This is a genomic window from Leeia sp. (assembly GCF_041909055.1).
GTDB lineage: Bacteria > Pseudomonadota > Gammaproteobacteria > Burkholderiales > Leeiaceae > Leeia > Leeia aquatica.
Genome location: NZ_JAYREC010000001.1, coordinates 641771 through 667583, shown reverse-complemented (window position 1 = coordinate 667583; position 25813 = coordinate 641771). Strand labels below are relative to the sequence as shown.

General features: G+C 61.5%; 23 protein-coding genes and 1 riboswitch. Of the genes, 19 read left to right on the top strand and 4 right to left on the bottom strand.

Translation table 11 applies throughout. The annotated features are described in order from the left end of the window. Nucleotides 1–20 precede the first annotated feature (20 nt). Entirely contained in the window at nt 21–1865 is a 1845-nt protein-coding gene (locus ACE3O2_RS03770) for a GGDEF domain-containing protein (RefSeq protein WP_374334851.1), read from the top strand. On the opposite strand, the gene ACE3O2_RS03765 is transcribed toward ACE3O2_RS03770, so the two are convergent. Next, nucleotides 1854–2558: a GNAT family N-acetyltransferase gene (locus ACE3O2_RS03765; RefSeq protein WP_374334850.1), complete on the bottom strand. Its 705-nt coding sequence runs from the start codon at nt 2556–2558 to the stop codon at nt 1854–1856. The genes ACE3O2_RS03770 and ACE3O2_RS03765 overlap by 12 nt on opposite strands. Before the next feature lie 72 nt (nt 2559–2630). Next, nucleotides 2631–3698 (bottom strand): hypothetical protein, encoded by a 1068-nt coding sequence (locus ACE3O2_RS03760; protein ID WP_374334849.1) that lies wholly within the window; start codon nt 3696–3698, stop codon nt 2631–2633. A gap of 81 nt (nt 3699–3779) precedes the next feature. Between ACE3O2_RS03760 and ACE3O2_RS03755 the strand changes: the two genes are divergently transcribed. From ACE3O2_RS03755 to ribB, 5 genes are all read left to right on the top strand, one after another. Then, nucleotides 3780–4499, top strand: coding sequence for a DUF1223 domain-containing protein (locus ACE3O2_RS03755; RefSeq protein ID WP_374334848.1), 720 nt, complete (start codon nt 3780–3782; stop codon nt 4497–4499). 53 nt (nt 4500–4552) lie between these two features. After that, nucleotides 4553–5794 carry a lipoprotein-releasing ABC transporter permease subunit gene (locus ACE3O2_RS03750; protein ID WP_374334847.1) on the top strand — a complete coding sequence of 414 codons (1242 nt, stop codon included), beginning with the start codon at nt 4553–4555 and terminating at the stop codon, nt 5792–5794. Further along, nucleotides 5787–6473: a lipoprotein-releasing ABC transporter ATP-binding protein LolD gene (lolD, locus tag ACE3O2_RS03745; protein WP_374334846.1), complete on the top strand. Its 687-nt coding sequence runs from the start codon at nt 5787–5789 to the stop codon at nt 6471–6473. The genes ACE3O2_RS03750 and lolD overlap by 8 nt, the downstream gene beginning before the upstream one ends. Nucleotides 6474–6536: 63 nt before the next feature. After that, nucleotides 6537–8888, top strand: coding sequence for an HDOD domain-containing protein (locus ACE3O2_RS03740; protein WP_374334845.1), 2352 nt, complete (start codon nt 6537–6539; stop codon nt 8886–8888). 69 nt (nt 8889–8957) lie between these two features. Further along, a riboswitch (FMN riboswitch) is annotated at nt 8958–9101 on the top strand. A 110-nt stretch (nt 9102–9211) separates the two neighbouring features. Then, a complete protein-coding gene (gene ribB, locus ACE3O2_RS03735; protein WP_374334844.1) occupies nt 9212–9856 on the top strand; it encodes a 3,4-dihydroxy-2-butanone-4-phosphate synthase in 645 nt (214 codons plus the stop codon). A 70-nt stretch (nt 9857–9926) separates the two neighbouring features. On the opposite strand, the gene ACE3O2_RS03730 is transcribed toward ribB, so the two are convergent. Beyond that, the gene (locus ACE3O2_RS03730) at nt 9927–10715 is read right to left on the bottom strand and encodes a DeoR/GlpR family DNA-binding transcription regulator (RefSeq protein ID WP_374334843.1); all 789 of its coding nucleotides are present in this window, start codon (nt 10713–10715) and stop codon (nt 9927–9929) included. Between the two features lie 71 nt (nt 10716–10786). Here ACE3O2_RS03730 and ACE3O2_RS03725 point away from each other — a divergent pair, with 71 nt between their 5' ends. The 3 genes from ACE3O2_RS03725 to ACE3O2_RS03715 all read left to right on the top strand — a co-directional run bounded on the left by ACE3O2_RS03725 (nt 10787) and on the right by ACE3O2_RS03715 (nt 12509). After that, nucleotides 10787–11401: an NUDIX domain-containing protein gene (locus tag ACE3O2_RS03725; protein WP_374334842.1), complete on the top strand. Its 615-nt coding sequence runs from the start codon at nt 10787–10789 to the stop codon at nt 11399–11401. A gap of 101 nt (nt 11402–11502) precedes the next feature. Beyond that, nucleotides 11503–12117, top strand: coding sequence for a MarC family protein (locus ACE3O2_RS03720; protein ID WP_168876506.1), 615 nt, complete (start codon nt 11503–11505; stop codon nt 12115–12117). A 29-nt stretch (nt 12118–12146) separates the two neighbouring features. Continuing rightward, nucleotides 12147–12509: a cupin domain-containing protein gene (locus ACE3O2_RS03715; protein WP_168876505.1), complete on the top strand. Its 363-nt coding sequence runs from the start codon at nt 12147–12149 to the stop codon at nt 12507–12509. Here the strand turns inward: ACE3O2_RS03715 and ACE3O2_RS03710 are convergent, their stop codons facing one another. Then, on the bottom strand, nt 12510–13262 hold the full coding sequence (locus ACE3O2_RS03710) for a DJ-1/PfpI family protein (RefSeq protein ID WP_374334841.1): 753 nt from the start codon (nt 13260–13262) through the stop codon (nt 12510–12512). Nucleotides 13263–13415: 153 nt separating this feature from the next. On the opposite strand from ACE3O2_RS03710, the gene ACE3O2_RS03705 reads away from it, so the two are divergent. The 10 genes from ACE3O2_RS03705 (at nt 13416) to ACE3O2_RS03660 (ending at nt 25754) form a co-directional block, all read left to right on the top strand. Beyond that, nucleotides 13416–14147 carry a pseudouridine synthase gene (locus ACE3O2_RS03705; protein ID WP_374334840.1) on the top strand — a complete coding sequence of 244 codons (732 nt, stop codon included), beginning with the start codon at nt 13416–13418 and terminating at the stop codon, nt 14145–14147. Further along, nucleotides 14144–14785 (top strand): 2OG-Fe(II) oxygenase, encoded by a 642-nt coding sequence (locus ACE3O2_RS03700; protein WP_374334839.1) that lies wholly within the window; start codon nt 14144–14146, stop codon nt 14783–14785. Before ACE3O2_RS03705 ends, ACE3O2_RS03700 begins: the two co-directional genes overlap by 4 nt. Before the next feature lie 62 nt (nt 14786–14847). Beyond that, the gene (locus ACE3O2_RS03695) at nt 14848–15582 is read left to right on the top strand and encodes a helix-turn-helix domain-containing protein (RefSeq protein WP_374334838.1); all 735 of its coding nucleotides are present in this window, start codon (nt 14848–14850) and stop codon (nt 15580–15582) included. A gap of 129 nt (nt 15583–15711) precedes the next feature. Beyond that, nucleotides 15712–16830 (top strand): tRNA guanosine(34) transglycosylase Tgt, encoded by a 1119-nt coding sequence (tgt, locus tag ACE3O2_RS03690; protein WP_205881924.1) that lies wholly within the window; start codon nt 15712–15714, stop codon nt 16828–16830. Nucleotides 16831–16856: 26 nt separating this feature from the next. Further along, nucleotides 16857–19661 (top strand): M16 family metallopeptidase, encoded by a 2805-nt coding sequence (locus tag ACE3O2_RS03685; RefSeq protein WP_374335534.1) that lies wholly within the window; start codon nt 16857–16859, stop codon nt 19659–19661. 85 nt (nt 19662–19746) lie between these two features. Further along, complete coding sequence (locus ACE3O2_RS03680; protein ID WP_374334837.1) at nt 19747–21747, top strand: site-specific recombinase; 2001 nt, start codon at nt 19747–19749, stop codon at nt 21745–21747. A 118-nt stretch (nt 21748–21865) separates the two neighbouring features. After that, nucleotides 21866–22186, top strand: coding sequence for a preprotein translocase subunit YajC (gene yajC / locus ACE3O2_RS03675; RefSeq protein WP_168876499.1), 321 nt, complete (start codon nt 21866–21868; stop codon nt 22184–22186). A 56-nt stretch (nt 22187–22242) separates the two neighbouring features. Next, nucleotides 22243–24075 carry a protein translocase subunit SecD gene (gene secD / locus ACE3O2_RS03670; RefSeq protein WP_374334836.1) on the top strand — a complete coding sequence of 611 codons (1833 nt, stop codon included), beginning with the start codon at nt 22243–22245 and terminating at the stop codon, nt 24073–24075. Between the two features lie 24 nt (nt 24076–24099). Beyond that, on the top strand, nt 24100–25104 hold the full coding sequence (gene secF, locus ACE3O2_RS03665; RefSeq protein WP_374334835.1) for a protein translocase subunit SecF: 1005 nt from the start codon (nt 24100–24102) through the stop codon (nt 25102–25104). A gap of 8 nt (nt 25105–25112) precedes the next feature. Then, complete coding sequence (locus ACE3O2_RS03660) at nt 25113–25754, top strand: DedA family protein (protein ID WP_374334834.1); 642 nt, start codon at nt 25113–25115, stop codon at nt 25752–25754. Nucleotides 25755–25813: the final 59 nt, after the last annotated feature.

Below are 25813 nucleotides of genomic sequence, written 5' to 3'. Positions count from 1 at the left end.
AAACTGACAGGCGGGATGAGGTGTCCTTACACGTCTTGAGCCGGACTGAGCGGGATGAAACGCTGGGTCTGCTGGTGCAATTACTGCACGAGCAGGCCTTGCATGCCTGCTTTCAGCCCATTGTGGACCTGCGACAGGGGCGCGTCCTCGGTTTTGAGGGCTTGATCCGTGGTCCGCAAGGCAGCGTGCTGGCAACGCCGCTGGCGCTGTTTGAAGTGGCCTCACGGCACGGCCTGCTGCTGCAGCTGGAGGCCTGCTGCCGCAAGGTGATCCTGCGGGCGTTTGCCGAACAGGGCTTGCCGGGTCAGCTGTTTCTCAATACCTCTGCCGATTGTTTCTTTAGTCCCGGTTTTTCCAGCGAGCAGTTGCAGCAACAGCTGGCAGACCTGGACATGCGCCCCTCACAACTGGTGCTGGAGCTGACCGAGGAACGCCCGGTCGCCAGTTTGACGCAACTGCTGCGCAGTCTGGACCCCTATCGTCAGGCCGGTTTTGCGCTGGCACTGGATGACCTCGGCGCGGGTTATTCCAGCCTGCGTCGCTGGCATGAGCTCAAGCCCGCTTACGTGAAGATGGACATGCACTTTGTGCAGGAAATCGACGCGGAGCCGATGAAGCGGCACTTTACCCAGACCATTCAGCAGCTGTGCACCCTGTCCGGTGCCTTGCTGATCGCCGAAGGCATTGAAAGCCATCGTGAACTGCGGGTGCTGCAAGAACTCGGGGTCAGCTACGGTCAAGGCTACTTCTTGGGCAAGCCACAGCCAGAAGCGGTAACGCCGCTGGATCAGGATGTGGTCGCCACCATTCAGAGCGAGGCTCGCCGTGCCCACCAGCAGCGCAATGCCCGCCCGGGGCAAGTGGTGGCGCACTCCCTGCTGCACCGGGTTGAGCCGGTCGCGCCGGATGTGCATTGCGAGGCGGTCTACCAGCGCTTTGCCCGTGAGCCGGATCTGGTGGCACTGCCGGTGGTCGATCATGGCCGTCCGCTGGGCATGCTGGACCGGCAGACCTTGCTGGAGCTGTTTGCCGGCCCGTTCAAGCGCGACCTGTATGGCCGTCGCCCCTGCCGGGTACTGATGGATGCAGATGCGCTGGTGGTAGAAGCCAATACCGCGTTGACACACCTGAGCCAGCAGGTGCTGGAGGGTGGGCGCGCGCAACTGGGCAAGGGCTTTGTCATTACCGATGGCGGGCTGTATCAGGGCGTTGGCAGCGCCTTTGACCTGATGCGGGCCATTACAGCGCAGCAGCTGACCGCCGCCCGCTATGCCAACCCCCTGACCCAGTTGCCAGGGAATGTGCCGATCGACGAACAGGTCGACCGGCTGTTGGCGGAGGCCACGCCGTTTGTTGCCTGCTATGCCGATCTGGACCATTTCAAGCCGTTCAATGATCTGTATGGCTACCGGCAAGGGGACGACCTGATTCGCCTGACCGGACGCATCCTGGTGGACGCCTGCCATGCCGAGCTGGACTTCATTGGCCATATTGGCGGCGATGACTTCATGCTGCTGATGCGCAGCGCCGATTGGGAATCACGCTGTCGGCATGCCCTGTTTCGCTTTGACGAAGAGGCCGCGCACCTGTTTGATCCTGAGCATCGACGCCAGGGGCGACTGCATGCCACAGACCGTACCGGGCAGGAGGGGCAGTTCCCGCTGACCAGTCTTTCCCTGGGCGCCGTGGTGGTGTCCGGGCAGGGCAGCATGACCCATCATGCACTGGCAGAGCAGGCGGCCCTGATGAAAAAGCGCGCCAAGCAGTGCCCCGGCAGCACACTGGCCGTGGTAGAGCCCGGTCAGGAGCCGGTGATCCTGGTGGTCACCCGTGGCCCGGCCGGGCAACCCGTCTCAGGCTGCTGACAGGTCCAGGCGGCTGCGCTGCTGACCATCCGGCGCAAAGTTGTCCGGCGACAGCCAGCGCTCCAGCTCCACCGAGATACGGGGCCACTCATGGTCAAGAATGCTGTACCAGGCGGTGTCACGGTTATGGCCACGGTCGACCCGCACCTGACGGTGAATGCCTTCAAAGGTGAAGCCCAGGCGCACCGCGGCGCGGCAAGACGGTGCGTTGAGGCTGTTGCACTTCCATTCGTAGCGGCGGTAGCCCCAGGCAAACGCCTGCTTCATCATCAGATACATCGCTTCGGTGGCGATCCGGCTGCGTTGCAGTGCTGGGCTATAGTGCAACCAGCCGACTTCGACCGCGCCTTCCTTGCGGTCGATGCGCAAATAGCTGGCTTGGCCCAGTACCGCACCGGTTTGTTGATCAAGGATGGCGAAAAACAGCGGGTCGCTGCTGTCGACCCGCTTGCTCAGCCAGGCATCGAACTCGGCACGGCTGGCCGGGCGATCCATCAGGTAGGTCCAGGTATCCTGCGCCTCATCGCTCATCAGGCACTGCCACAGGCCATCAAAGTGGGCGCCGGACAAGGGCTCCAGTCGACAGTAACGGCCTGTCATCACCATATGCTCCGGACCGCTCAGCGCTTGCCAGTTCGCCACCGGATAGCCAATGGCTTGCCCAAACGGGTTGATGACAGGATCTCGTGACATGATGAACACTCCAGTATCGGATAAGGATTAAAAAACAGTGGCTCCTAGCTTAACCATGACTGGGTAGAGTGTTTAGTGCCAATCCAGCGCTAGTGCAGGGGCCAATGCGGTGGCGTGTTCCAGTGTGATGCGCAGCTGATGCCAGGGACGGCTGCGCTGCCAGAAGCGCCCGCGCACGGCCGGAGTCAAGCTACTGCCGACCAGACCTTGTGGCCCCTCCCACAGCAGGTTCAATTGCTGAACTTGGCCCTTGCACAGTGCTTGCCACAGCGGGGCAAACCAGCGCTGCTCCAGCTGCAGCAGCCCCTCGCGCCACTGCCAGCCATCCTGCCAGGCCGTGGCCGCCTGCAGCTGGGGCAGCACCAGTAGGTGCTCGCCGGTGGGGGTGGAGGCCAGCCAGCGCGTGCCATCCGTGGGCAAAGGCTGGATGGGACGCTGTTGCCAGCGGGCAATGCCTTGCCACAGTGGTGCATCGGCCCACAGCTGCAGGGGGTGTTTGCTGGGTTGTGTCGGGGGGAGCGCGCCTTCACCCCACGGCCAGACACTGTGGACCAGCGGATCACCCTGCCGGTCGCGTACATCGTTGACGGGATGCTGGTAGAGCAACATCTGCAGCTCATTGAGCAGACGGTGCCAGTGCATGGCTTGCTCGCCCTGGGGCAGACGCGGGTGGATATCCCGCCCCAACACTTGCAGCAGCGGCGTAGTGTGCATCGACGGAGCAGAAGGCAGGCGCAGGAACCAGTGGGTGGCATCGGCGGCGACAAACTGCAAGCCATCGTCAGCAAAATGCGTGTTCAGCGCCGCCAGCAGGGCGTCACTCTCGTCGCTAGCCAGCGTGAACTGGCTGCTGTCGAGCAGGATCAGTTCGCCGCGAGAGGGTTGCAGGCTCACTGGGTCGGCGTGCAGCCAGTACCCTTCCTCTGCGTTCAATCCCAACCCCAGTGCGCTCAGCGCAGCGTGCGGCAAGGGGAGAGGCAGGCCCAGGCGGTCGGCCAGGACCGTCAGCCCGTCGAGGCCCAAGGGGCGGTGGCGGGCACGGCGGAACAGCAGGTCTAGCGCCGGGGTGGGCAATTGCTGGTACAGCGCGGGGTCGGCGTCAGTCCAGCACAAGCCGGGCAGGTAGAGGTTCAGTTTCATGCGTCCATTGTAGCGCAGCACTGTAAGCCGTCGGCGGTGGTGTGCGACCAAGCGGATATCGTGGCGACAGGAGCAAGCATCATGGTGTATCGCTGGATGGGATGGTTGAGTGCCTGCTGGCTGCCGCTTGCAGCCGCACCCTTGTGTCAGGTGAGCAGCCCGGCCTACCCGCTGCCGCTGGTGGAGCTGTATACCTCGGAAGGCTGTAGCAGCTGCCCGCCGGCAGACGCCTGGCTGGGCCGGCTGCCGCCGGAGGTCAATGCATTGGCTTGGCATGTGGATTACTGGAACGGACTGGGCTGGACCGACACCCTGAGCCAAGCCGCCTGGTCGCGTCGACAGCGACAGATGGTCCAGCGTGAAGGCGGTAATGTGGTCTATACCCCGCAGGTGATGCTCAATGGCCGCTCACTGGAAGCCTGGGAGGGCATCCGTGTGCAGACAGCCCGGCAGGCGCGTGCGCGGGTGAGCCTGCAACTGCAGGTGTTGTCACAGGATGCGCAAGGCCTGCAGGTGGCACTGCAGGGCAAGGCTGAGGGCGTGCCGGTACGCTACCAGCTGGCCTTGACGCGTGCGCCGTTCTCGCACGCCATCGCCCGGGGGGAAAATGCCGGTCGAACCCTGAGCCATCAGCATGCGGTGTTGTGGTCGGCCGAGGTGACCGGCGATGGACAGACCATCCGGCTGCCTGCCGTGGCCGAGGCGGCGCGACTGGTGGCTTGGGCCGATGCGCCGAATGCGCCCCAGGTCTGGCAGAGTGTGTCACTGCCCTTGAACCGCTGTGTCTCGGTGCCGGGCTGACGGCAGCCGGTGGCTGTGGCACACTGCCGACTTCTTGCTGACTGGGGTGCGCGGTGCGCCATTTTGAATTGATGCTGGGCTTGCGCTATACGCGGGCCAAGCGTCGCAACAGTTTCATTTCCTTCATCTCGCTGGCGTCCATGCTCGGCATTGCGCTGGGGGTACTGGCGCTGATTACCGTGCTGTCGGTGGTCAATGGCTTTCAGAAGGAAATTCGGGCCAAGATGTTTGGCACCACCGCGCATCTGGAAGTGCAGGGCATGCCGCAGCTGCAGGACTGGCCTGCGGTGCGGGCACTGGCACGCCAGCAGCCGCATGTGCTGGGTGCGGCCCCCTACGTGGAGTCGCAAGGCTTGCTGTCGTGGGAATCCAACGTCAAGGGGGCGCTGATTCGTGGCGTGGACCCGGCACTGGAAGGGCAGGTGGTTGATTTTGCCGGGCATATGCGGCAGGGTCGGCTGGATGCCCTCCAGGGCGGCGCGTTCAACATCGTGCTGGGCTCCCAGCTCGCGCGTGAGCTGGGCGTCTATGTGGGCGACAAGGTGGTGCTGATGGCGCCCGATGGCCAGGTCACCCCCGCCGGCGTGATCCCACGTATGAAGCAGTTTACGGTGAGCGGCATTTTCCACATGGATTACAACATCGTGGATGCCAATGTGGCACTGATTCATCTGCGGGATGCGCAAAAGCTCTACCGGCTGGGTGATGCGGTGAGCGGGGTGCGGGTGCGGCTGGACGACCCCGACCGTGCGCCCACCTTGCGGCTGCAGCTGCTGGCGCAATTGCCGCGTGATACCTACGCCACCGACTGGTCCTTGCAGAACGCCAGCTATTTCCGTGCAGTGCAGACCGAGAAGGTGATGCTGACCATCATCCTCACCCTGATCATCATGGTAGCAGCCTTCAATCTGGTCTCCACCCTGGTGATGCTGGTGACCGACAAGCAGGCGGACATTGCCATCCTGCGCACGCTGGGCGCCAAACCCGGCAGTATCCTCGCCATTTTCATCGTGCAGGGCATGATTACCGGCCTGATCGGTACTGCGCTTGGCGTGGTGGGCGGGGTGGCCTTGTCGTTGAATATTGATGTGTTGATTCCGTGGCTGGAGCGGGTGCTGGGCATGCAGCTGGTGCCGCCCGAGGTCTACATGATGTCCACCTTGCCGTCTGACCTGCACTGGAATGAAGTGGGCTGGATTGCCGCCATTTCCCTGAGCTTGTCTTTTGTAGCGACCCTGTATCCGAGCTGGCGTGCGTCACGTGTGCAACCGGCGGAGGCCCTGCGCTATGAGTAAAACGCCTATCCTGCAGGCCGTGTCGCTGAGCAAACAGTACGGTAAAGGGGTCACCGCGGTTGATGTATTGCGCGAGGTCCAGCTGGAGATTGCCGCGGGCGACCGGGTGGCCATCATCGGCGCGTCCGGTTCCGGCAAGAGTACCTTGTTGCATCTGCTGGGCGGGCTGGACAAGCCGGCCAAGGGTGAAGTTCGTCTGAACGGGCAAGCCTTCTCCAGCATGAGCGAGGCACGGCGCAGTGCGGTCCGTAATCAGTCGCTGGGTTTTGTCTATCAGTTTCACCATCTGTTGCCGGAGCTGACGGCGCTGGAAAACGTGGCTTTGCCGCTGCTGATCCGGCGGCAGCCTGCCGCTGAAGCCCGCAAGCAAGCCTTGGCCCTGCTGGAGCAAGTGGGCCTGGCGACTCGGGCCGCGCACAAACCCGGTGAGTTGTCCGGCGGGGAACGCCAGCGTACCGCCATTGCCCGCGCGCTGGTCACCCGTCCGGCCTGCCTGCTGGCGGATGAACCCACCGGTAATCTGGATAGTGACAACGCCCGCCAAGCGTTTGACTGCATGCTGGAGCTGAACCAGCAGTTGGGCACGGCCCTGGTGCTGGTGACCCACGACCTGGAACTCGCCGGACGCATGCAGCAGCGTTACCGCCTGCGAGATGGACGCTTGAACGCGGAAAGCTGAGCGGCAAGCGCGGGACGCACGGTCTACACTGCAAATGTGTATCTGCATTTGGGGTGAGGCCGCATGGCGGCAATCGGTCGTTTTGAGCTGATCCGCACCTTGGGCAAAGGGGCGCAGGGGACGGTCTGGCTGGCGCGGGACCCGGTACTGGGCCGACAGGTTGCGCTGAAGGTCTGGCATGACAAGAACGTGGCGCAGCAAGCAGACTTGCTGGACGAGGCCCGGGCCGTCAGCCGTCTGCAGCATCCCCATATTGTGCAGCTCTACGATGTGCTGACGCAGGATGATGCACCGGTGCTGGTGTTCGAGTATGTCGATGGCGTCAGCCTGGCGGATCACTTGCGGTTTTCCGGGCGGCTGGAGCCCTATCGGGCGGCCCGTATCCTGCGCGACGTGTTGTCCGGTCTCGCCGTTGCCCATGCGCAGGGATTGTTGCACCGGGACATCAAGCCCGCCAATGTGATTCTGGACCTGAATGACCAGGCCCGGCTGATGGACTTCGGGGTTGCCGCCCCGGTCGGGGTGTCGGGCGATACGGTATCCGGTAGCCCGCAATACATGCCGCCTGAAGCGGTACATGGCAGTACCTTGGGGCTGGCGGCAGATGTGTTCTCGGTGGGCGTGCTGGGCTACGAGATGATGACCGGCAACAGCCCCTTTGCTGGTGACAATCTGTTTGCGGTGTTTCACCGGATTGCCCATGTCCCGATCACCCCACCCTCGCAACTGCAGCCGGAGATTCCACCTGCACTGGAGCATGTGCTGCTGGTGGCACTGAACAAGGAGGCGGGCGAGCGCTACTCACAGGCGAGTGACATGCTGGCTGCACTGGAGGCTTTTCTGGCGCCCCCATTGCAAGCAGAGGGGAGTGGCACCGGGCAGACCACGCTGGACTTTCTGCTGCGCCGTTTGCAGCATGCGCAAGACTTCCCGGCGCTATCGCGCTCCATTTCTGCCATCAACAAGCTGGTCGCGGCGGACGCCGAGAGCATTCACCGGCTGGCAGAAACCATCCTGCGAGACTTCTCGCTGACCAACAAGCTGCTGCGCATGGTCAATTCCGCGACCTATGGCCAGTTTGGCGGCACCATCAGCACCATTTCGCGGGCGGTGATGATTCTCGGTTTTGAGGCGGTGCGCAACTTGGCCATCGGGCTGGTGCTGTTTGAACATTTGCAGAACCGCAGTCAGGCCAGCCATTTACGCGAGCTGATGCTGTCCACCTTTCTCTCGGGTCTGCTGGCCAAAGGCGTGGCGCGTAAGGTGGGATTGCGCAGTTCGGAAGAGAGCTTTATTGGCGGCATGTTCTACCAGATCGGCAAGCTGCTGACCGCTTATTACCTGCATGACGAATACCAGGAAATTGAGCGCAGACAGCAACAAGGTAGCAGTGAGGCGGCGGCGGTGGTGCAAGTATTGGGACTGAGCTATGCAGAGCTGGGCGTCGGGATTGCAAGGGAGTGGAATTTCCCGGACCGACTGGTGCAAGCGCTATATGTCTACAGCGATGGTCGGGTACCTGCCCCTCATGCAGATACGGATCGTTTACGACTCTCAGCCAATCTGGCGGGTGAGCTGACCCAATTGGCCAGCTCCAGCGCAGTGGCTGAGCGGGACAAGCTAATGGTGCAGCTGGCGGAGCGCTATGGCGCTGCAACCGGCATGCGTGCACGAGAACAGTTGCAACTGCTGCAAACGGCGCTGGCCGATCTGGCGCGAGATGCGCATTATTTCGGGCTGGATGCGGGGGGAGGCGACTTCCTGCAACGCATGCAGGACTGGACCGGCCTGAGTGGCGCGGTCATGCCTTCTGCAGTGGGCAACCCCGGCGAACTGCTGGAGGTGGCCCATCAGCAGGCGCGACAAGCGGCGGTGAGTGATATGACCACCGAGCGCCCGGATGCGCAGGCGATCCTGTCGGCAGGGATTCAGGACATCACCAATAGTCTGGTGAGTGATTTCAAATTGAACGACCTGATCAACATGATCCTGGAAACCATGTACCGCGGCATGGGATTTCAGCGCGTGCTGTTCTGTGCGCGGGATGCGCGCGCCCCCCGGCTGCAGGCCCGCTTTGGCTATGGGGCGGATCTGGCACGCATGCAGCAGCAATTTGTGCTGCCACTGGATGGTGCGCAGGATGTGTTTCAGCTGGCGCTGGCCAAAAACCTCGACGTGCAGATTGACGATGCATCGGCTCCCAATATTGCCGAGCGGGTACCCGCATGGTTCCGCCGTATCGTTGGCGCAGAGGCTTTCCTGATCCTACCCTTGCAGGTGGACAAGCGGCTGGTGGGCATGTTCTATGCCGACCAGGCGCTGGCAAATACGTTGCGGCTGGGCAGCAAAGAGCTGACCCTGCTCAAGACGTTGCGTAACCAGGCGGTACTGGCCATTCGGCAGAAGCAGGCCTGAACCTGCTTGCCTTGTGGGCAAGGGCTTGGCAGAATGCGACGGTGCATGGCAAGGGCTGTGCACATTTAAGTACGTCTTCAGGGCGGGGTGAAAGTCCCCACCGGCGGTATGGCCGAAAAGCCGAGCCCGCGAGCGCCTGCCATATCGGCAGGGTCAGCAGATCTGGTGAGATGCCAGAGCCGACGGTTACAGTCCGGATGAGAGAAGACGTGAACCCCGATGCCACAGCCGTGGCCGTCGGTGTTCGCCTGTCTGTCCGCCAGATCGCTGGCGGCATCGCCCTGAAACGTTTTTCGTTTGTATCATTACGAGGAGCGTTTCAAATGTCCAATTTGTCCCATCTTGTTGATCCGGTACTGGAAAGCCGTATGGCTGCGGCATTGCAGGCCATGCGGGAGGGTCGTCCTGTGCTGTTGCTGGATGACGATGACCGTGAAAACGAGGCCGACCTGATCGTCGCTGCCGACCGGCTGACCGTGGAGAACATGGCCATGCTGATTCGGGATTGCAGCGGCATTGTCTGCCTGTGCATGCCGGATGAAGCCTTGCAAAAGTTGCAACTGCCGCCCATGGTCAGTGACAACCAGAGCCGCTATGGCACGGCCTTCACCGTGTCCATCGAGGCACGGCATGGTGTCAGCACCGGCGTCTCTGCGGCGGACCGCGTAACCACCATCCGTGCGGCGACGGCAGCACAGGCCCAGCCGGAGGATCTGGTCAGCCCCGGGCATGTCTTCCCGCTGCGTGCCGAGACCGGTGGCGTGCTGGTGCGGCGCGGGCATACCGAAGGCTCGGTGGATCTGGCGCGGATGGCCGGGCTCTCGCCCGCCGCGGTACTGTGTGAGCTGATGAATCCGGACGGCAGCATGGCACGCGGCGAGCAGATCGAGGCTTATGCTCGCCAGCACCAGTTGCCCAGCCTGACCATCGACGAGCTGGTGCGCTACCGTCAGCGTAGCGGCTTGTAAGCGCACATTGACAGGCCCGGGGTATGGCCGAGTAATGCGGCATACCCCGGGCTGCCGGGCCGACGGACAATCAGCGGGATGGTTTTGCGGTGAGGAGTCCCTGACCTGCGACCTGTATCCGGCAGCCTAGCTGCTGCAAACGTTCACGCACGATGACGGACAGTTGCGGGCTGACGATCAGGCCGGGCAGCTGTGATGCGGGCAGGATCTGGCAGGGTGAGTGCGTGTCGAACTTCTCGCTGGAGGCCAGCAACCAGCAGGTGCGTGCCTGCCGAGCCAGAGCACGCTTGATCAGCGCCTCTTCCGGGTCGCCTGTGCTGGCACCCTGTTCGCAATTGATGCTGCTGGCGCCCATGAAATAGAGGTCCGGTTGCAGCTGCTGAACGGTTTCCAGCGTCATGCCACCCACCGCCACCATCGAGTGACGGTACAAGCGTCCGCCCAGCAATACGACGTCGAGTAGCGGGTGCTGTGCCAGTGCCATGGCAATCGGCGGGCTGTGGGTGACAAAGGTGGCACGCAGGCTGGCTGGAATCTGCTGGCACAGCGCCAGGGTGGTGGTGCCACCATCCAGTACCACCATGTCCCCCGGCTGGATCAGGGTCAGCGCGTGCCGAGCAATTAGCTGCTTTTCCTCGCTGCACAGCATGGCGCGGGTTGCCAGATCGGCCAGCGCGGGAGAGCGGGGCAGGGCGCCGCCATGTACCCGCTGCAATAAACCCTGCTTGTCCATCTCGCGCAAATCGCGCCGGATGGTGTCTTCCGAGATCGACCACTGTTGTGCCAGCACTTTGGCGACCACTTCACCCTCTTGCTGTAACAGATCAAGAATGTACTGGCGTCGTTGCTGAGTTAGCATTGCACGAAATTTCTTGTTTTTGCATGAAATTGCACGATACACTGTGTGGGTGATCGAAACAAGGGTGTGTCATGGCAGAAGAAACGCAGCGCGTCAGGGTGAAGACCGTTACCTTGCTGTCGGACAACTGGTATGTGCTGAAAACCACGACCTTTGACTTTCTGCGGAGGGATGGCCGCTGGCAGACGTTGAGCCGCGAGACTTACGACCGTGGTCATGGTGCGGTCATCCTGCTCTACCACCCGCAGACGCAGGAAGTGGTGCTGGTGCGGCAGTTTCGTTATCCCGCGTATGTCACCGGGCACGATGGCTTCTTGCTGGAGGCCCCAGCAGGGCTGCTGGATGCGGCAGATCCGGAACATCGCATCCGTGAGGAGGTTGAGGAAGAGACGGGCTACCAGGTAGGGGATGTGCAGAAAGTATTTGAGGCCTTCATGAGCCCCGGTTCGGTGACCGAACGTCTGCACTTCTTTGTGGCACCTTTTGACCCCGGCCAGCGTAGCGGGCAAGGTGGCGGGCTGGAGGCAGAGGGTGAGGACATCGAGGTGGTGCTCATGCCTTTTACGGATGCCATGCAGAAGGTGGCGAGTGGCGAGATCTGTGATGCCAAGACCATCATGTTGTTGCAGTACGCAGCCTTGCAGCTGTTTGGCAAGGGGGCTGATGACCAGACTGCTGCTGGCTGACCCCAGTGAGGCCATGATATCGGTACTTGCTGTATGTGGAACCCTTCAGGATGCAGCCGAACCGCTATAATAGGTTTTTAATAACCTTGCCGTTTTGAGTCATGGAAGCTTCATCTGTTGTATCCGCCACCATCCTGCTGATTCTGGTGACCGACCCGCTCGGGAACATCCCCTTGTTCATCGGCCTGCTCAAGCAGGTCGATCCCAAGCGTCGCCGCCGCATCATCATCCGGGAAGTGTTGTTTGCCTTCTTGATCCTGCTGTTCTTCGTCTTCTTTGGTCGCAGCCTGCTGGACTTGATGCACCTGTCCGACAAATCACTGGGTATTGCCGGCGGCGTGATCCTGTTCCTGATCGCACTGCGCATGATCTTCCCGCATCCGGAAGGCATCTTTGGCCACCAAATGCACGGGGAACCCTTTATCGTGCCCTTGGCCATACCGTTCATTGCCGGGCCGTCGGCGATTGCGACCGTGCTGCTGCTGGTGTCCAACCAGCCAGACCGGCTGGGATCGTGGATTCTGGCGCTGACCATTGCCATGCTGGTGTCCGCCGTGGTGCTGGGCTTCGCCGAGCGCATTGCGGATTTCCTGGGCGAGAAGGTGACCATGGCGTTTGAACGCCTGATGGGGCTGATCCTCACCGCCATTGCCATTGAGATGTTGCTGTCCGGTATTGAAAAGTTTGTGCGGGAGCTGCAGCAGCTACCGCATTGATCATGCGCCGCCTTGCGGCAGGAGCCTGTATGAATGTTGCCGATATCGTCCTGTTTGCCACTGCTGCTGCGGTGGAGGACAACTACGTGGTGGATGCGGAAAAGCTGCTGGCGGGTGACGGTCGGCAGGCGGTGCGCAATGTGTACTCGGATGAAAGCGACCAATTCCACGCCGGCGTGTGGCGGGGAGAGGTGGCAACCTGGCGGGTGCGCTACACCGAGCACGAGTTCTGCCACATGCTGACGGGCGAGGTCAAAATCACCGACGCGACGGGGGAGAGCATTACCGTGCGTGCGGGCGACAGCTTTGTGATTCCGGCGGGCTTTGTCGGGGTATGGCAGGTGCTGCAGCCTGCCAGCAAGCTGTATGTGATCTTCGAGTCAAAGCGCTAGTTAGCGCTGCTCGGCCAGCAGGGAGACAAACGCCGCGGCAAAGGCATGGCTGTCTCCCGGCCAGCGGGCGGACACATACTGGCCGTCGCGTACAACGAAACCATGCTCCGGGTGGTCGCGGCGGTCACGCCGCAACGGCAGGGGCCCGCTCACGAAATCGTCCGCGGAGGCCAGCGCGGCGCTGACCTCGGCCTGTACGGTGGTTGGATACGTGCGATAGTAACGGCCCAGCCAAAAGCAGGTCATCAGCCAGCCGCTGTATTCCAGCGCGCAGGTCAGCGCCGCCGTCTTGCGGCCATGCAGTACCGAGCGGCCATCGACCATGCGGCTGCGCGCCAGCAGGACCGGGCCGTGACAAATGGCGGCCACCGGCAGATTGGCCGCAAAGCTGGCCACCACACATTGCTGCGCGGCCTCGCTTTCCAGCAGGGTTTTCACGCCTTGGGCATGGCCTCCCGGCACCAGCAGGGCGTCATGCTCCACGCTGGCCCAGTCCTGATGGCGAATGGGGTGAGCAAAAGGTGGGTCACTGCACATGTCACGGTAGGCCGCCAGACCATCAGGGCGTGTCATCAGCAGCGGATTGAGCAGGCCAAAGCCGTGCTTGACCATGCGTGGGTCGGCAAAGGCGGGTTGACCGCCCGGTGTGGCAAAGATCACCTCGTGCCCGGCCTTGCGCAGTGCTGCCCAAGGGACTGCGGCCTCGGTGGGATCGTAGTCTCGTTCGGGCAACAGCATCAGCACTTTGGCCATGGAGTGTCCTGCCAGTCAGTAAGATGTCCCTATGGTAGTGACTTGCTGTCAGAAGTCCAGCCCCGGAACGAGTGACTTGACCGTTTGACCGCTCCGGCTCGGCGCGGGCGCGGGAAGCCGCTACAATAGCCGGTTGATTGTCAGGAGTTGTCGATGGAACCGCTACGTTTGAGTAAACGCATGGCCGAATTGGGGCTGTGTTCACGCCGCGAGGCGGACGACTACATTGCCCGGGGCTGGGTGAAGGTGGACGGCGTGGTGGTGAGCGAACTCGGCAGCAAGGTGCTGCCCAGCCAGCGTATCGAGCTGATGCGGCAGGCGACCGCCCGGCAGGCGGCACGGGTGACCATCTTGCTGAACAAGCCGGTGGGCTATGTCTCCGGCCAGGCCGAAAAAGGTTACAAACCCGCAGCCAGCCTGGTGACGCAGGAGACCCATTTCAATGGCGACCGCAGCAACATCGCCTTCGACCCGGCGCATTTGCGAGAGCTGGCCCCGGCCGGCCGGCTGGACATTGACTCGGTGGGCCTGCTGGTACTGACGCAGGATGGTCGGGTGGCCAAGCGGCTGATTGGCGAGCATTCCACTATAGAAAAAGAGTATCTGGTGCGGGTGCAGGGGCGCTTGTCCGAGCAGGGCCTGCGCTTGCTGAACCACGGTCTGTCACTCGATGGCGAGGCGCTGCAACCGGCACGGGTGTGGTGGCAGAACCAGGATCAGCTGCGCTTTATCCTGCAAGAAGGCAAGAAACGGCAGATTCGCCGCATGTGCGAGCTGGTGGGTTTGCGCGTGGTCGGCCTCAAGCGGGTGCGCATTGGCCGCGTGATGCTGGGCGATCTGCCGCAAGGGCAGTGGCGCTATCTGCGCGAGGATGAGCAGTTTTGACGGCTGAGGGGATGCGGCTGGACCTGAGCCAGCCGGACGGACTGGACCGTTTGGTGGATGCACTGGCCGGGCCGGGTTGGGTGGTGACCGAGGGCTTGCTCCCACCTGCAACGGTGCAGCAGTTGCGTTCTTCTTGCCTGCAAGCGCATGCCGCGGGCGGCTTTCATCTGGCCGGTACCGGCCGCGCCAGCCAGTTTGCAGTGCGGGAGGGCATTCGCTCGGACGAGGTGATGTGGCTGGACCCGGCAACGGCAGACGCTGCACAGCAAGCCTACCTGCAGCGGCTGGAGTCGGTGCGGCAGGCGGTCAATCGCGCTCTGTTCATGGGGCTGGCGGAGTATGAGTGTCACTTTGCCCGCTATGCGGCCGGGGCTTTCTATGGACGCCATCTGGATGCGTTTCAGGGGCAGCGCAGTCGGGTGTTGAGCTGCGTTTACTACCTGAACCCGGACTGGCAGATGGACGACGGTGGCGCACTGCGGCTGTGGCTGGATAGTGACGAAGCCGGTCCATACCACGACATCCTGCCGCAAGCCGGAACTGCAGTGTTTTTCCTGGCCGAGCGTTTCTGGCATGCCGTCCAACCTGCGCAGCGTGAGCGGGTCAGCCTGACGGGGTGGTTCCGGCTGCGCGGCTGACTTGTCGCCAGCGGTGGCATCCTTTAAGCTGTTCGGTAGCGAAAAACGATACCGGAGGCGATGTGTCACAGGGTGCCCGGCTGATTCATACCATCAAACAGCAACTGCGCCAGCGCGGCCTGACCTATAAGCAGGTGGCCGAGGTACTGGATTTGTCCGAAGCCAGCGTGAAACGGTTGTTTTCCAGTGAACGCTTCACCCTGGAGCGGCTGGAACAGGTGAGCCGCATGCTGGAGTTGTCGCTCGCTGATCTGGTGGCGCTGGCAGACGAGCCGCGCCTGTCGCATCTGAGCCAGGCACAGGAGGCGGCGCTGGTGGCGGATCCTTCACTGCTGTTGGTTGCGGTGTGCGTGGTCAACAGCTGGACGGTGGATGAGATCATCCAGGTGTATGACGTAGACCTGCCGTTGTGCGTGCGCCACCTGGCCCAGCTCGACCGCATGGGCCTGATCGATCTGCACCCGGGCAATCGGGTCAAGCTCAAGGTGGCGCGTGATTTCGACTGGTTGCCGGGTGGACCCATCCGCCAGTTTTTCCGCCATACCGGACAGCAGGATTTCGTCAATGGTGCCAGCGATCAGGAGCTGTGGTTCCTGCATGGCATGCTGAGTGATGCTGCACATGGACAATTGCGCCAGCGCTTGCTGTCGCTCAAGCAGGCGTTTGCCGATGCACACCAGGCCAGCGACCATCTGCCACTGAGCGGACGCCATGGCAGTGGCCTGATGGTGGTGTTCCGGGAGTGGGAACACCCTACCTTTACTGCGATGCGGCGGCCAGTTAACACCTCCGCATGAAAACGCTATAATTTTCAGTAGAGCGCGGGGCCGGGTGTCGGCCCCGTTTTTGTTTGGATTCAACCGGCCCGCAGGGTGTGGTGTCCGGTCACGCCGTGGGCCTGTCTTGCCCACTGGCAGGAGAGCAGCATGGCATTGCAATTCCGTTTGCATCGTACCGAGGGCGAAGCCCGTCGTGGTACGGTGACCCTCAATCACGGCGAGGTGGAAACCCCCGCGTTCATGCCGGTCGGTACCTATGGTTCGGTCAAGGCGATGTCGCCGGATGAGATCGAAACCATCGGCGCGCACATTGTGCTGGGCAACACCTTTCACCTGTGGCTGCGTCCTGGGCTGGATGTGATCGCGGCGCATGGTGGTCTGCACCGCTTCATGAACTGGCACCGGCCCATCCTCACAGATTCCGGCGGTTTTCAGGTGTTCAGCCTGGGGGCGTTACGCAAGATCACCGAAGAAGGCGTGCGCTTTCAAAGCCCGGTCAATGGGGACAAGTGTTTCCTGACCCCGGAAGAGTCGATGCGCATCCAGACGGTGCTGAACTCGGACATCGTGATGATCTTCGATGAATGCACGCCCTATCCGGCGGACCTGAAGCAGGCGGCGGACTCGATGCGCCTGAGCCTGCGCTGGGCCAAGCGCTCCAAGGCAGCCTTTGGCGAGCAGCAGAACCCGAATGCGCTGTTCGGCATTGTACAAGGTGGCATGCACGAAAACCTGCGTGAGGAATCGCTGGCCGGGTTGACCGACATTGGCTTTCACGGCTATGCCATCGGGGGGCTGTCGGTGGGCGAGCCCAAGCCGGAGTTTCACCGCATGGTAGCGTTTACGGCGCCAAAGCTGCCCAAGGAGAGCCCGCGCTATCTGATGGGTGTGGGTACGCCGGAGGATTTGGTGTATGCCGTCAGCCACGGCGTGGACATGTTCGACTGTGTGATGCCCACTCGCAATGCGCGCAATGGCTGGATCTTTACCCGGTTTGGCGACATCAAGATCAAGAACGCCAAGCACCGGCTGGATACCCGCCCGCTGGATGAAACCTGCGATTGCTATGCCTGCCGCAACTTCAGCAGGGCCTATCTGCACCACCTGCACCGCACCGGGGAAATCCTCGGGGCGCGGTTGAACACCATTCATAACCTGCATTATTACCAGCAACTGATGCGCGACATGCGTGGCGCGCTGGATGCCGGCCGCTTTGCAGAATTTACCCGTCAGTTTGCCGAAGAGCGGGCGCGGGGTACGGACTAATCATATTGGGAACTAAGCGCTTGAAGATGAAGATCGCGTTGTGGAAACCCTTGCTGGGCGCTGCGTTGCTGGTGGCTTCCTGTGTCGCGTGGGCAGATGCTGCCAGCACGCCGCTGGTGGCAGACAGCCGCATTGTGCAAGGCACCTGGTCGAATGGCATGCGTTACATGATCCGGCGAAACCTGGTACCCCGTAACAAGGTTGAACTCCGCCTGATTGTGCAGTCTGGCTCCATGCAGGAAACCGAGCAGCAGCAAGGCTACGCGCACTTGCTGGAGCACCTGGCTTTCCGCCATACCCGCCATTTTCAGCAGCAGGATGTCGCCAGTTTCATCGAGTCCCTCGGCATGCGCATTGGCCCCGACACCAATGCCCATACCAGTTTTAATGAAACCAGCTATGAGCTGTCCTTGCCCACCACTCAGCCTGCCCGTTTCAAGCAGGGGCTGCAATTACTGGCGGATTGGGCCGGAGGTATCCAGTTCGATCCGGAAGATGCCCGCAAGGAAGCGGCCATCGTGACCGAGGAGTGGCGGCTGCGCGAGCACCGTGATGCACAGCTGGCACCGTTTGAAAATCTGGAGCTGGCCGGCAGCGCGTATCTGCAGCGCAAACCGATCGGCAAAATGGAGTGGGTAGCCAAGGCGGATGTGACGCAGCTGCAAGCGTTCTACCAGCAATGGTATCGCCCGGAGCGGATGAAGGTCGTGGCGGTTGGCGACATTGACCCGGTCGAGCTGGAGGCGCAGCTGCGCCCATTGATGCAGGCCATTCCCCGCTCGCTGGAGCAAAAGCCATTTGTGGCCGAACCGATCCCGGACGCGGACAAAACCCGCGCTGTGGTCATGAAAGTGGACCAGGACAGCTACTACGTCGGTTTCAGTTGGGTAGAGCCGCATTCGCCTGAGCGCACGGCGGCGGAATACCGCAGCAATCTGCTCAACTACTTGCACTATCACATGCTGCGTAACCGGCTGCGTGCCGTTGGTTTGCGGCCCAACCAGGCATTTCAGGGCGTGCGCGGGGATACCGATCCGACGCTGGATGGCAAGGTGAGACGTAATATCTGGGCCTGGCCCACCAGCTATGACCTGGGCGGAGCCTGGGAGGCGATGCGAACCGAGGTGGAGCGTATTCGTCAGCATGGTTTCACAGTGCAGGAATGGGCGCGCGCCAAGGCAGAGTCCCGTGTGATTCTGCAATCGCAACTCGATGACGATGAGCATCTGGAGTCGTCGGTCGTCGTGGAGCGTTTGCTGAATGATTGGGAGGGCGACCGCACGACACTATCTCCCGCGGATGAGCAGGCCCGAGTGAATGCCTTGCTGCAGCAAGACCTGCTGCCGGAAATCAATGCCTTGGCCAAGCGCTTGTCGCAACAACAAGCCATCCACTGGATCCGGCTCGGTAGCAATGAGCGCTACAAGGCGCCTGATGCGGAAAGGTTGCTGCGTATTGATGCCCGTATGGCGCAGGAACGCCTGTCCCCCTTTGAGCCTGCCCCCGAGCGGCCATTGTCTGCCCCCCCTGCCAAGCCTGGGACCGTGGTGGCGGAAGAGGCCGACCCGGAGGGGACCTGGGTGCGCTGGCGTTTCAGCAACGGTGCCGAGGCGCTGTTTTACCGCACGCGTGACCAAGGCAAACAGGTGAGTTTTGCCGCTGGCATGTTTGGCGGCGAGGCCGCTGTGCCGCGCACCCTGTATGCCCCGGCGACCATCATCGACCGCGCCTTGAACGACAGTGGTGCCGGTGCATTCCGGCAAGGCGAGCTGGACTGGGTGCTGGCGACCCAGACTGCGCGGCTGAAGTATTACGTCAATCCGTACGATCATGGCATGCAGGGGCAGGCGCAAATACAAGACCTGACCAACCTCTTGTCGTTGATTCACCTGCGGCTGACCCAGCCTCGCTTTGAGGAAGACGAAACCTGGGGCTGGCTGGGGATGTGGATTGGACGAAACCGGGAATTGTCTTCACGCAGCGACCTGCAATTGCAGGAAGACATGATGGACAAGATCTGGGGTGGGCACTATCGCAAGCTGATGCCTTCGCCCGGTACGGTACGGCAGACTGGAGAGGATGACTTCAAGTTTGTTGCCCGCCGTTTGTGGGGCAACCCGGCGGCTTTACGGTTTGTGTTTGTGGCGGATATGGACCCGGAAGCCATCAAGCCCTTGCTGGCGACCTGGATTGGCGGTTTGCCACAGCCGGATAACTGGTTCAAGCCGGAAACGCCAGACATGCTGGTGGCCAAAGGCGGATTCCGTGAAATTCGCCAGCACAGCAGCGACTCGCAAAAGCAGGTGTCGGCCCGCAAGAGCGATACCACGCTGTACCTGACTGCACGGGCGGAAGTTAGTGAGGAAAACCTGTGGTTGCGCCGCCTGGTGGATGATGTGCTGGATCGACGGTTAACCAAGGCCATCCGTGAAGACAAGGCGCTGACGTATTCGGTGTGGGTGGACAGTTCGCTCAAGCAGTACGAAGGTTTCTTTGCCGAAGCGCATTTTTCCGGCGAGGCCAGCCATGTGGCGGAAGCATTGCGCGAAGCGGAGCGGGTGATTGCCGATCTGCGCACCCAGGGGGTGACGGCCACTGAGCTGGAAGAGGGGCGCTTGCGCTTGCTGCGGCAGCTGGCCGAAGAGCAGCAGGATAATGCCAGCTTGCGCAGCCGGGCCTTGGGACGCTGGTTGATGGGCTGGCCGTTGCGTAACCGTGCAGCACTGGAAGCGCAGATCAAGGCCATTACGCTCGAGCAGCTGAACCAGCGGCTGAAGGCGTGGCTGGCGGCGGAAGGCATGTCGGTCGCCCAGCTTAATCCACGTTCCTGATGGGTGTTGAGGCAGTTCCCTCCGTGGGCCGGAGGGAACTGTTGCCCTCCATGCGGGGTCTTTCTTTCTGGAAAGGAGGAATGGCATGAGTATGGATGTGGTTTTGCAACAATTGCAGACGCATGGCTCGGATGAGATCCAGCCCTTGCAGCAATTGATCTCCTGCCTGCGTCCCGCACGTCCGGATGACGGCGAGCAGGCGACCCAGAATGTGCGCGCCCTGGCTTTTCTGCTGCAGCAGAATGTGGCGTACCAGCAAGGCTTGCGAGCCTATCTGGAGCGAGTGATCCTCAGTCGCAAGCTGGTACACCTGCTGACCGATACCGGTATTCCCGCCAACGAAGGCTTCTGGAGTGCGTTGTGGCGGCGTTTCAATGCCCGCTGGCTGCCGCCTGCCTGCAACGACCGCTATCTGAAGGATGTGTTGCTGCAGGTGTTCGACCTCAAGCGGGATGCGCCGTGGTTGATGGCCGTTGCGCCCGATACCTGGCTGGCATTGCTCCACGCCATGGGGTGGCGGCGACGTGACGCGGTACTGCGCCGCTACTGGTTGCAGGAAGCACTGGAAGCGGCCCAGGTGTTGTCCTATCGCATGACGGCCATTGGTCTGGAGCCGGAGCTGGTGCGCAATTATCCGGCAATCGAGCGGTTTGAATCACCCTTCCTTCGGCAGAACACGGAACTGATGGAAGAAGTGGCTGCGTGTCAGCAGGCACTGGGTGAGGGGCGCGTACCCCGGCTGGATGCCCGCCATATGCAGGTGTTGCTGGCACAATGTGCCGAGATCGTGTCCCGGATTCGCAAGAGTGCGGCGCAACAAGGGGTCAGTGTCAGCCTGACCCGGCTGCTGCTGCGGCTGGAAGCCAGCATGGCACGGCTGGAGCTGTTGCTGGACTTGCTGTCCTCGCGCTGGGACCTTGCATTGCGACGCCAGGCGGTTAGCCTGTTTCAGCAGTTGATGCGAGCGAGCCGGCACCAGTACAGCCTGCGGGAAGTGTTTCACAGCAATACCGAGTTACTGGCTCTGCAGGTGACCGAGCGTGCCGGGCAAGTGGGCGAGCATTATGTGACCACCGACCGCGCCGGCTGGGTCTCCATGCTGCGCTCCGCCATGGGAGCCGGCGGGATTGTCGGTTTCATGGCCTTGCTTAAAGTGCTGGCAGGCAAGCTGGTGCTGGCACCGTTTGGCTATGCCTTCCTGTATAGCCTGAATTACTCGCTGGGTTTCATGCTGGTGCATGTGCTGCATTTCACCATCGCTACCAAACAACCGGCGATGACCGCCAGTAAACTGGCGGCCAGCATTGATGCGGCAGTGAGCCGAGGCAAGGCGCAGCTGGAAGAGCTGGCGGAACTGTGTGTGCAGGTGGCGCGCTCGCAATTCAGCGCCATCATGGGCAATGTGCTGGTCGCCATGCCCACCGCGCTGGTGATCGCCTTGTTCTGGCAGTGGGCGAGCGGGCAGCATCTGGCCAATCCGGACAAGGTGGCACACCTGCTGCACGACCTGCATCCCTGGCAGAGCCTGGCGTTGCCCCATGCTGCCATTGCCGGGGTATGTCTGTTCCTGTCGGGCTTGATCTCCGGCTACTACGACAACAAGGCCAGTTACAACCAGATTCCGGAGCGGTTGCAACAACTGGGCTGGCTGCGTCGCCTGCTCGGGCCGCAACGCTTGCAGCGTGTGGCCCGCTATGTGGGGGATAACCTGGGGGCGCTGGCAGGCAACTTCTTCTTTGGGTTGATGCTGGGCAGTATCGGCACGCTGGGTTTTATCTTCGGTTTGCCGATCGACATTCGCCATATCACCTTCTCCAGCGCCAACTTTGTGTTTGCGCTGGTGGGCAGTGATTTCCAGCTGCCATGGCAGGTGTGGAGTGTTTCCTTGCTGGGGGTGGCGCTGATTGGCATGGTTAATCTGGTGGTGAGTTTCAGTCTGGCGCTGCTGGTGGCCTTGCGTGCACGGCGCGTCAGTTTCGGTCAAGGGCGCAGCTTGCTGGCCGCATTGGGGCGGCGTTTCATTCGGCAACCCGGCCCGTTCTTTTTTCCGCCGCGTGACACGGTCGCGGAAAAGGGGGCGGCTTAGCGTTGTTCCGGTTTTACGGTATCATCTAAGGTTGGCAATGGGTGTGTGCCAGTCAAGGCATGCACCCGGCCAAGCATGATCAATAACTTGTTATCGAATATTTTCAGGATATCCTGCCATGTGGATTAGTCCCGCTCACGCCGCACCTGCAGCCGCAGCTGCCCCGTCCATGATCGAACAGTTTCTGCCGATGGTGGTCATTTTTGTGGCGTTTTATTTCTTCCTGATCCGCCCGCAGCAAAAGAAGGCCAAGGCACTGCGCGAACAGCTGAGCCAGCTGAAAAAGGGCGATGAAGTCCTGACCAACGGTGGCGTGGCTGGCCGTATCAACAAACTGGCCGATGATTACATCACCATCGAAACGGCAGGGAATACCCAGCTGCTGATTCAGCGTGCTGCCATTGCAGCCGTGCTGCCCAAGGGCACCCTGTCGCTGTAAGCGGTGCCACTCAGCGGGGTGGGTGCGCCACCCCGTGTCTCACGGATGTCTGAACCATGAATCGTTTTCCTCTCTGGAAAAAGCTGCTGACCGCCTTCGTGCTGCTGGCGGGTGTGCTGTATGCCTTGCCTAACCTGTTTGGCGAAGCGCCAGCCGTGCAGATTGCGCCCAACAAGGCCACCATTACTGTCACGCCTCAACTGCTGGATCAGGCGCAAGCCGCTGTCCGCAAAGCGGGCCTGACGGTGACCGCCTCGGAGCTGGACCAGAATGGCGTCAAACTGCGCTTTGCGGATACCGAGACGCAGCTGCGTGCCAAAGACATTCTGCAAAAAGCGCTGGGCGACGACTATCTGGTGGCGCTGAACCTGGTGCCGAATACGCCGAACTGGCTGCGTGACCTTGGGGCCAACCCCATGGTGCTGGGGCTGGATCTGCGTGGCGGCGTGCACTTCATGCTGGAGCTGGACATGCGTGCGGCGGAAGACAAGGCCATGGAAGGCTTTGCCCGTGATGCCCGCAATGTGCTGCGCGAGAAGAAGGTGCGTGCGACGGTGATCCGCCGTGCGGATCGCCTGACCCTGAAGTTCCGCGATGAAGCCAGTCTGGATGCCTCCCTGCCAGGGCTAAAGGCGCGGCTGGTCAGTGTCAGTCTGCAAAAGCAGGTAGCAGACGGTGAATTCCGTGTGGAAGGCAGCCTGGCACCGAACGCGCTGACCGAGATCCGTAAATCTGCGGTGGAGCAGAACATCGCCACCCTGCGCAAGCGCGTCAACGCCATGGGCGTGGCCGAGCCGGTGGTGCAGCAGCAAGGGGCGGATCGCATTGTGGTGCAGCTGCCTGGCGTGCAGGACACCACCAAGGTGAAAGACATCATTGGTCGCACCGCGACGCTGGAAGTGCGTCGGGTGGTGGATGACCCACAAGCCCTGTCCAGTGCCCTGTCTGGCGCGGTACCGGCCGGTACCGTGCTGATGCAGGAACGCTTCAAGGGCGAGACCCAGCCGATCCTGCTGCGCACGGAAGTGGAGCTGACCGGTGAGAACATCACCAATGCCCAGACCTCCAATGACCGCGATGGTCGACCTGCCGTCTCCATCAATCTGGATGGCGAAGGGGCGGACATCTTCAAGAACCTGACCCGTGAGCTGGCCTTGAAAGCGCCCGGTTCGCGCATTGCCATGGTGCTGGTGGAGAATGGCAAGTCGGAAGTGGTGACGGCACCATCGGTGAAGGAAGAAATTGGCGGTGGCAACGTCCTCATCTCCGGTTCATTCACTACAGCTGAAACCATCAAGACGGCGCTGCTGCTGCGCTCTGGCTCGCTGGCTGCACCGATGAAGGTGGTGGAAGAACGTACGGTGGGGCCGTCTGCCGGCAAGGAAAACATTGAGCGTGGCTTCCACTCCACCTGGGTGGGCTTTGCACTGGTGGCAGTGCTGATGCTGGTCTATTACCGGGTGTTCGGGGTGATCTCCATTGTGTCGCTGGCGGTCAATGTGTTCCTGCTGGTGTCCTTGCTGTCGCTGATCCATGCCACGCTGACCTTGCCGGGTATTGCCGCCATCGCGCTGGCGCTGGGCATGGCCATTGACTCCAACGTGCTGATCAATGAGCGCATCCGCGAAGAGCTGCGTGCGGGCATGTCACCGCAGATGGCCATCTCGGAAGGCTACAAGCATGCCTGGGCCACCATCATTGACTCCAACGTGACCACGCTGATCGTCGGCCTGATGCTGATGATCTTCGGTAGTGGTCCGGTGCGTGGTTTTGCCGTGGTGCACTGTCTGGGCATCCTGACCTCCATGTTCAGTGCCGTGCTGGTGTCGCGTGGGCTGGTCAACCTGGTCTATGGCGGCCGCAAGAAGCTGAAGACGCTGTCGATCTGAGCGGGCCAACAAGGAAAACGCAATATGGAAATCTTCCATCCTAAAAAAGACATCCCGTTCATGAGCTACGGGAAGCTGACCACCTTCATTTCGCTGGTCACTTTCCTGGCTGCGGTGTACTTCCTGATTGCCAAGGGTTTGCACTTTGGCGTGGATTTCACCGGGGGTACGGTGGTGGAGCTGCAGTACACCCAGAACGCCAATCTGGAGCGGGTGCGTGGTGCCATCAGCAAGCTGGGCTATACCGATGTGGCCGTGCAGAACTATGGCACCAGCCATGATGTGATGATTCGCCTGCCGCTGGAAAAGAGCCGGTCGTCTGCCGAGACCGCCAGCCGGGTGTATGCCGCGCTGTGTACTGCCGAGCAGGGGCAGCTGGTGGCGGTGCCGGGTCAGCCAGGCCAACAGGCGCAGCGGGTGTGTCAGGTGGCAGCCAAGCCTGCGGTGGTGATGAAACGCATTGAGTTTGTGGGCCCGCAGGTGGGCAAGGAACTGGTCACCGGTGGTCTGACGGCGATTGCGCTGGTGTGCTTGGGCATCATCGTCTATCTGGCCATTCGCTTTGAATGGAAGTTTGCGGTGTCGGCCATCGTTGCCAACATGCACGATGTGGTGATCATTCTGGGCTGCTTCGCCGCGTTTGGCTGGGAGTTCAACCTCACGGTGCTGGCGGCAGTGCTGGCAGTGCTGGGGTATTCGGTGAACGAATCGGTGGTGGTGTTTGACCGGATCCGCGAAAACTTCCGCAAGCTGCGCAACAAGACGGTGACGGAAATCATCGACAACGCCATTACCGCCACCATGAGCCGGACCATCCTCACCCACTTGTCGACGCAGCTGATGGTGACCTCCATGCTGTTCCTCGGTGGTGAAATCCTGCACAACTTCGCGCTGGCGTTGACCATCGGCATTCTGTTCGGCATCTATTCCTCGGTGCTGGTGGCCTCGCCGCTGTTGCTGATGCTGGGCGTCAAGCGGGAAGACTTCGTCAAGCCGAAGAAAACCGAAGTCGAACACGCCTTGCCCTGAGCCCTGCCATGGACACGATCTGGCTACTGATTGATTTCATCCTGCATGTCGATACCCATCTGCGCGAGCTGTTCAATCAGCACGGGGTATGGGTGTATGGCATCCTGTTCCTGATCGTGTTCTGTGAAACCGGGCTGGTGGTCACCCCCTTCCTGCCCGGTGATTCACTGCTGTTTGCTGCAGGCGCCTTGACGGTGGGTACCACGCTGAGCCCGCATCTGCTGGCGGCAAGCCTGATTGTGGCCGCCTTGCTGGGTGACAACGTCAACTACGCGCTGGGTCGGTGGCTGGGGCAGCGCTTGTTTGCCAAGCCGGATTCGCGCCTGTTCCGGCGTGAATATCTGGAGCGCACCCATGCCTTCTTTGAGCGGCATGGTGGCCGTGCCATCATCCTGGCGCGTTTCATCCCGATCGTGCGGACCTATATCCCGTTCACCGCAGGTGCGGGCCACATGCCGTATCGTCAGTTCCTGTTGTATTCCGTGTTGGGCGCGCTGAGCTGGGTGCTGTTGCTGGTCTATCTGGGGCATTTCTTTGGCAACCAGCCCTTTGTGCGCGCCAATTTCTCGCTGCTGGTGCTGGGGATCATCGCGCTGTCGGTGCTGCCGGTGGTGGTTGCGTTTGTCCGGCAGCGGCTGGCACGCACTTGACCCAGGGCAAGTATCACGGTTGAATTGTTGACCAATTTAATCGGGTATTTTAAAATCGG